The organism is Stieleria mannarensis, from assembly GCF_014154935.1.
Taxonomy (GTDB): domain Bacteria; phylum Planctomycetota; class Planctomycetia; order Pirellulales; family Pirellulaceae; genus Stieleria; species Stieleria mannarensis.
On sequence record NZ_JACEHH010000175.1, the window covers coordinates 1 to 935 of the forward strand.

Annotated in this window: 2 protein-coding genes; both read right to left on the reverse strand. The window is 51.4% G+C overall.

Annotation, left to right across the window (positions count from 1 at the left end; translation table 11 throughout):
• Nucleotides 1–69 precede the first annotated feature (69 nt).
• Nucleotides 70–594 carry a hypothetical protein gene (locus H1B37_RS32950; RefSeq protein WP_182871511.1) on the reverse strand — a complete coding sequence of 175 codons (525 nt, stop codon included), beginning with the start codon at nt 592–594 and terminating at the stop codon, nt 70–72.
• 7 nt (nt 595–601) lie between these two features.
• Nucleotides 602–935: RNA 2'-phosphotransferase (locus H1B37_RS32955; protein WP_182871512.1), on the reverse strand; the 334-nt coding region annotated here is incomplete at its 5' end.

Below are 935 nucleotides of genomic sequence, written 5' to 3' on the forward strand. Positions count from 1 at the left end.
TTCATTGATCCCCACCTACAATTCTCTTCAAAAAAACGAATTACAACGCATTTAGCCGTACTGAAATTTCTAAGTCCCTCGCGATTCAACGTACGTTGACACGAATGACTGCGTCATCACCATACAGCACTGACGCACCAATTCGGTTTCGCGATTGATGCCGATCAGTTTTTCCGTCAAGTGGTTAACGACAAACGCGAGGACTGCATGCTCCTGGAATTCCTTCCACTGAGCCTGCGACAATCGCTGGATCTCGCGGGGAGATTCTTCGTCGTAGAATCGAATCATCGCAGCATATTTGTCAAATGAATCCTGCACCGTCTCTTGGCTTACCGGTGGCAAGGTTGGGGCAACAGCTTCAAATAGTTCAAAGAGAACCAGTAATACGTAGAGACTCTCCTCGACCAATTCCATTGGCACTTTCAGCGAGCCAAGCTGGACGGCAGCGCCCATCACATTGCCTTGCTTGGCCGCAACATCATCAAAGCGACGTATTCTTTGTTCGGTCGAATATGCATTCACCTTTTTGATCGCGGTGGCAACATCGTCGACTGTGATGGTGAAATTGAATTGAGAGAGATCAGGAGTATCCATCAGCCATTCATTCCGGAAAAGTCAGGTAGGTTGGTGGAACGGCGTCGACGAGCCAGACGCCGTTGGCGGAAAGGTAGAATTGGTGGCCGTCACGATGCATGGCTTCGGCAGCGACTCGCAGGATGATTGGCTTGCCTCGCCGCGAGCCGACTTTGGTGGCGGTTTCTTCATCGGGTGAAAGATGGACGTGGTGACGTGATCGCTTTTGCAGACCGGTCACTCGAATGCTGTCGAGAAATGCGGCAACCGTTCCGTGATAGAGAATCTCGGGAGGCGTTTTCTGTTCGAGGTTGAGTTCGACGCCTGATACCGAGTGACCCTGGCTGGCACGGATGCGCAAG

Bases quoted from the DNA above. Each gene is read 5' to 3' on its own strand.
- H1B37_RS32950 (WP_182871511.1), bottom strand. From the start codon at position 594: ATGGATACTCCTGATCTCTCTCAATTCAATTTCACCATCACAGTCGAC.